The sequence below is a fragment of the Bacteroides sp. CAG:189 genome (assembly GCF_000432295.1).
GTDB classification, from domain to species: Bacteria; Bacteroidota; Bacteroidia; order Bacteroidales; family Bacteroidaceae; genus Bacteroides; species Bacteroides salyersiae.
The window spans coordinates 1-4972 of record NZ_HF991023.1; the positions used below are offsets into that span (position 1 = coordinate 1).

5 protein-coding genes are annotated in these 4972 nt (G+C 39.6%); 3 read left to right on the top strand and 2 right to left on the bottom strand.

The genetic code is table 11. The annotated features are described in order from the left end of the window. The first annotated feature begins 56 nt into the window (after window positions 1–56). The 3 genes from QVP90_RS04840 (at window position 57) to QVP90_RS04850 (ending at window position 2311) form a co-directional block, all read left to right on the top strand. Entirely contained in the window at window positions 57–1208 is a 1152-nt protein-coding gene (locus QVP90_RS04840; RefSeq protein WP_264380919.1) for a thioredoxin-like domain-containing protein, read from the top strand. A 179-nt stretch (window positions 1209–1387) separates the two neighbouring features. Then, window positions 1388–1852: a transcription elongation factor GreA gene (gene greA / locus QVP90_RS04845; RefSeq protein WP_005928859.1), complete on the top strand. Its 465-nt coding sequence runs from the start codon at window positions 1388–1390 to the stop codon at window positions 1850–1852. 57 nt (window positions 1853–1909) lie between these two features. Continuing rightward, window positions 1910–2311, top strand: a complete 402-nt coding sequence (locus QVP90_RS04850; RefSeq protein ID WP_021935805.1) for an HIT family protein — start codon at window positions 1910–1912, stop codon at window positions 2309–2311. 83 nt (window positions 2312–2394) lie between these two features. On the opposite strand, the gene QVP90_RS04855 is transcribed toward QVP90_RS04850, so the two are convergent. Together QVP90_RS04855 and QVP90_RS04860 are read right to left on the bottom strand one after the other, a co-directional pair. Beyond that, window positions 2395–3570 (bottom strand): DUF418 domain-containing protein, encoded by a 1176-nt coding sequence (locus QVP90_RS04855; RefSeq protein WP_005928865.1) that lies wholly within the window; start codon window positions 3568–3570, stop codon window positions 2395–2397. Between the two features lie 184 nt (window positions 3571–3754). Further along, window positions 3755–4837 (bottom strand): mannose-1-phosphate guanylyltransferase, encoded by a 1083-nt coding sequence (locus QVP90_RS04860; RefSeq protein WP_007479953.1) that lies wholly within the window; start codon window positions 4835–4837, stop codon window positions 3755–3757. Between the last annotated feature and the right edge of the window lie 135 nt (window positions 4838–4972).

The window sequence follows — 4972 nt, forward strand, 5'->3', positions numbered from 1 at the left end:
TCCGCATTTCACTTTTTTGTAGTAACTTTGCTGCTAAAAAAATAACACGCATGGATATGAAAAAAATAACTTTTGTAGCACTTGCTGCCTTAGCTTTGAGCTCTTGTAATTCCGGTTCTCAATTTAAGGTAAACGGAGAAGTCTCGGATGCTAATGGGAAAATGCTTTATTTGGAATCATCGGCCTTGGAGGGAATTATATCTTTGGATTCGGTAAGAATAAAAGGCAATGGTTCGTTTAATTTTACACAACCCCGTCCCGAATCTCCGGAGTTTTATCGGTTGCGTGTGGAAGATAAGGTTATTAATTTTTCTGTTGATTCTACTGAAATTGTCACGATCAAAGCGCCTTATGTTGATTTTGCAACGGCTTATACGGTAGAAGGGTCTGAAAGCAGTCGGAAAATTAAAGAACTTAGTTTGAAACAGGCACGCTTGCAGAGTGATGTAAATGCTTTGTTGATGGCCGTCCGTACCGACAAAATGGGGCACGATGTTTTTGAAGACAGTCTGGCGATACTGATTAAAAATTATAAGGACGATGTGAAGGTTAACTATATTTTTGCAGCACCTAATACGGCGGCAGCTTATTTTGCTTTGTTTCAGAAATTGAATGATTATCTGATTTTCGATCCTTTAAACAGTAAGGACGATGTGAAGTGTTTTGCTGCTGTAGCTACCAGCTTGAACAATTCTTATCCTCATGCAGTCCGCTCTAAGAATCTGTATAATATCGTTATAAAAGGGATGAAGAATACCCGGGCTCCCCGGCAAAAAACAATCGATATACCGGAAGATAAAATAGCTGAGACAGGAATCATTGATATCAGCCTTCGTGATATAAAAGGGAATGTCCGTAAGCTGACGGAACTGAAAGGTAAGGTCGTGTTGTTGGATTTCTCTGTCTATCAAACGCCTGCGGGGGCGCCTCATAATCTGATGTTGCGTGAGCTTTATAATAAGTATGCAGGGCAGGGATTGGAAATCTATCAGGTGTCTTTGGATGCTGATGAGCATTTTTGGAAAACATCGGCAGATAATTTGCCATGGATTTGTGTACGAGACGGTAATGGCGTGTATTCTACCAACGCGGCGGTATATAATGTTCGCGAGGTTCCTGCTTACTTCCTTATCAACCGGAATAATGAGCTAAGTGCACGTGGTGAAGATGTGAAAGATCTGGAGAACGCGATCAAATCACTGCTTTAAGTTGTTATAAATAAGAAGATTTCCTTTAAAGTATGTTACATAGCATTGTTTTTTGCTTGACGCATATCATTTAAAAGCTTATCTTTGCAGAGGAATAATGAGAAGAGGGTTCCAGCATGATTCATGTTGGAATTCTTTTTTGTTTTATATGACCGTTTAAAATAAAGGAGGAAAAAATCATGGCTTATATGTCAGAAGATGGTTACAAAAAATTGATGGCAGAACTGAAAGAGCTGGAAACTGTAGAGCGCCCGAAGATTTCTGCTGCTATAGCCGAAGCGCGCGATAAGGGTGACTTGTCGGAAAATGCGGAATACGATGCGGCTAAAGAGGCTCAGGGCATGCTTGAGATGAGAATCAATAAGCTGAAAACAGTGATTGCTGATGCGAAGATTATTGATGAATCAAAGTTAAAGACAGATTCAGTACAGATTCTTAATAGAGTGGAACTGAAGAATATGAAGAATGGTATGAAGATGACTTATACCATCGTTTCCGAAAGTGAGGCAAATCTGAAAGAAGGAAAGATTTCCGTAAATACACCGATTGCACAGGGTTTACTTGGCAAGAAAGTAGGTGATATAGCTGAAATCCAGGTGCCACAAGGTAAGATTAATCTGGAAGTAGTAAATATTTCGATTTAACACAAAGGCAAGTCTCTGCAAAAGGGCTTGCCTTATTTTATATATCATATTTAGATTATGGCAACAATATTCAGTAGAATTATCGCAGGTGAGATTCCCTGCTATAAGGTGGCGGAAGACGAACGCTTCTTTGCTTTCCTTGATATCAATCCGCTGGTGAAAGGATATACCCTGGTGGTTCCCAAACAGGAGATTGATTATATTTTCGATTTGAGTGATGATGATCTGGCTGCTATGCATGTCTTTGCCAAATCTGTAGCTCGAGCTATTGAAAAAGCTGTTCCCTGCAAACGCGTGGGGGTGGCGGTTATGGGAATGGAAGTTCCTCATGCCCACATTCATCTTATTCCTATCAATAAGGAGTCGGATATGATTATTTCTAATCCAAAACTAAAATTATCTGGTGATGAGTTTAAGGAGATAGCCGAACGAATTCATCAAGCTTGGAATAATAAATGATATTTTCTTCTTTTTAATGAATAGAAAGGCGTACTGTCCGGTTGGATCGTACGCCTTATTGCTTTTCTATGATTTGATCTTTTTTATAATTTTATCCATGTGCCTTTCCGCCATAAGAATTCCAATGGCCCTTGTTTATGCAGTGTCAGCCAATAACGGCTGAATATCAGTTGGATTGTGAATATAAGGAGTCCGATAAACAAAGTTGCCGTTGCTCCGGTGGACGAGTAAAGTCCTAAACCGAAGCCGTAATAGATGCAGACGCCCATAATTGATTGGGATATATAATTTGTCAGACTCATTCGTCCGTATGGGATAATAATTTGTTGCCACTTATATCCGTTCTCTCTTTTGAACCATAGCAGCGTAAAGGCCGATACCAGAATGGTCATAAAGGAAAAATTGGCTAATGATGAGAGGACGACGTTGTAAGGTGTCAGTATGGAAGGATTACTGATATGTTCCGGTATGAATGTGCGCAGGATATACAGTGGAATGAAAGCAATGACGGATAGTCTTAATATGCGTTTCCATATTCTGATGGAGGCATTGCTCTTGACGAAATACTTCATACGTCCCAGTAACATACCGAACATGAACAATGCGGCAGTTTGGAATAGGCGTCCGTTTTCTACCTGCCAGATGTTGCTGTATAATTGCCCGTTCCATATATTATTGTTCAGCACTTCTAAGAATGTACCGTGACTTGTAACTTCCGTAGCAAGCAGGGCGTAAGGCATGAATTTATTTCCATTGATCACATAATCGGGATTACACATCGCGTAGAACATTCGTCCCCATTCAAAAGGTTGTAATAGCAGGATTAATGCGATCCAGAATACGGTTTTGTTTTTCAATTTGCAAACGGGAATCAGGGTAAAACCTACAATTGAATATAAAACCAGAATGTCGCCATTGTAGAATAATGCATGAAGCTGGGCAAATAAGAATAATAGAACCATTCGCCAGGCGAAACGTCCCCGGAAATCTATTCCCCTTTTTTCTGCATTGTGATATTGAATGTAAAAACTGAATCCGAATAACAGTGAGAAAGTGGCATAAGCTTTCCCGGCGAATAAGAAAAACAGTGTATCCCACACTCCCTTGTCTATAATTTGTAACCATTCGGGCTGAGAATTGGGGATAAAGTAAATGTTGTAATGTTCCAAATTGTGTAATAATACAATTGCCAGTAAGGCAAAACCACGGAGTGCATCCACTACACCGAGTCGGGAAGATGTCTGAAGAGGTTTGTTCATTTTCTAATAGGTTGTTCTTTTATTGGGGGATAAACAAAATGGTCATAGATTTGGTGGCAAATATAAAGAAATAGTTGTTATAAAACCGATATCTTTAGAAAAATGTGGATGAATAATTGTAATGATATAAAAAAGACCGGAAAATACATTTTCCCGGTCTTATATTGATTTTATTTTCTGTCTTTTAGATATAGTCGTCTCCCAATTTAATTTGGGCGTCATTTACGTATTTGCGTATAGCGTGTTCTTCGTCTTTCTTACAAATGAGCAATACGTTGTCTGATTCTGCAACCAGAAATCCTTCAAGGCCTTCGATAACAGCTAACTTTCCTTGAGGGAGTACGACTATGTTGTCTTTGCTGTTGTATATCAGTGAATCGCATTTCAAAGTGACATTGCCGTTCTCGTCTTTGGGTGAAAGGTCATAAAGAGAACCCCAGGTTCCCAAATCCGACCATCCGAAGTCTCCGAGAGAAACGTATACGTTTTCTGCCTTTTCCATTATACCGAAATCGATAGATACATTGGGGCAGGCGGGGAAATTTTCTTTAATAAACGCTTTTTCTTCTGGTGTTCCGTAAAGGTCTTTTCCGGCTATCAACTTGGAAGCAAGTTCCGGAAGTAATGTTTCACCGGCTTTAATAATGGTGTTAACGTTCCACATGAATAATCCGGAATTCCAATAAAACTCACCACTTTCTACAAAGACTTTTGCAAGTTCAAGTTCCGGCTTTTCCGTGAAAGTTTTCACTTTGTAGAAATTATCGCCATCCTGTTCGGCTATCTGGATATATCCATAGCCTGTTTCCGGGCGATTGGGTTTAATGCCTAATGTGAGTAGTTTGTCTGAATGTGAAACAAAATCAAGTCCCTTTTCAATTGCTTCCAAAAACTCCCCCTCTTTTAATATTAAATGATCCGAAGGCGCTACTACGATATTGGCATTTGGATTTAGTGCACGGATATGGTATGCTGCCCAGGCGATGCAAGGAGCAGTATTTCTTCTTGCCGGTTCCAACAGGATTTGGTCCGGATTCAGTTCCGGAAGTTGCTCTTGTACAAGATCCGAATACATTGCGTTGGTTACAATGAATATATTTTCAGTAGGGATCACTTTACTAAAGCGGTCGAAGGTTTGTTGCAACAAAGAACGCCCCGTGCCAAAGAAATCCAAGAATTGTTTTGGAAGTGTTTTGCGGCTGAATGGCCAAAAGCGGCTGCCAATGCCGCCTCCCATGATTACACAATAATTATCTTTACTTGTCATGTCGTAGACTGTTTTAAAAGTTTCTGCTAATGTACAATATATTCCTTTAACAGGGAAGCATTTGGAGAATGTTTTATATCTTTTCTCTCTTTTTTTTATTAAAACGCTTGCAGGTTTAGAAAAAAGCTGTATCTT

What these genes read in the sequence shown, in the direction of transcription:
- QVP90_RS04840 (WP_264380919.1), top strand. Translation starts at nt 57, where the DNA reads ATGAAAAAAATAACTTTTGTAGCACTTGCTGCCTTAGCTTTGAGCTCT.
- greA (WP_005928859.1), top strand. Translation starts at nt 1,388, where the DNA reads ATGGCTTATATGTCAGAAGATGGTTACAAAAAATTGATGGCAGAACTG.
- QVP90_RS04860 (WP_007479953.1), bottom strand. Translation starts at nt 4,837, where the DNA reads ATGACAAGTAAAGATAATTATTGTGTAATCATGGGAGGCGGCATTGGC.
- QVP90_RS04855 (WP_005928865.1), bottom strand. Translation starts at nt 3,570, where the DNA reads ATGAACAAACCTCTTCAGACATCTTCCCGACTCGGTGTAGTGGATGCA.
- QVP90_RS04850 (WP_021935805.1), top strand. Translation starts at nt 1,910, where the DNA reads ATGGCAACAATATTCAGTAGAATTATCGCAGGTGAGATTCCCTGCTAT.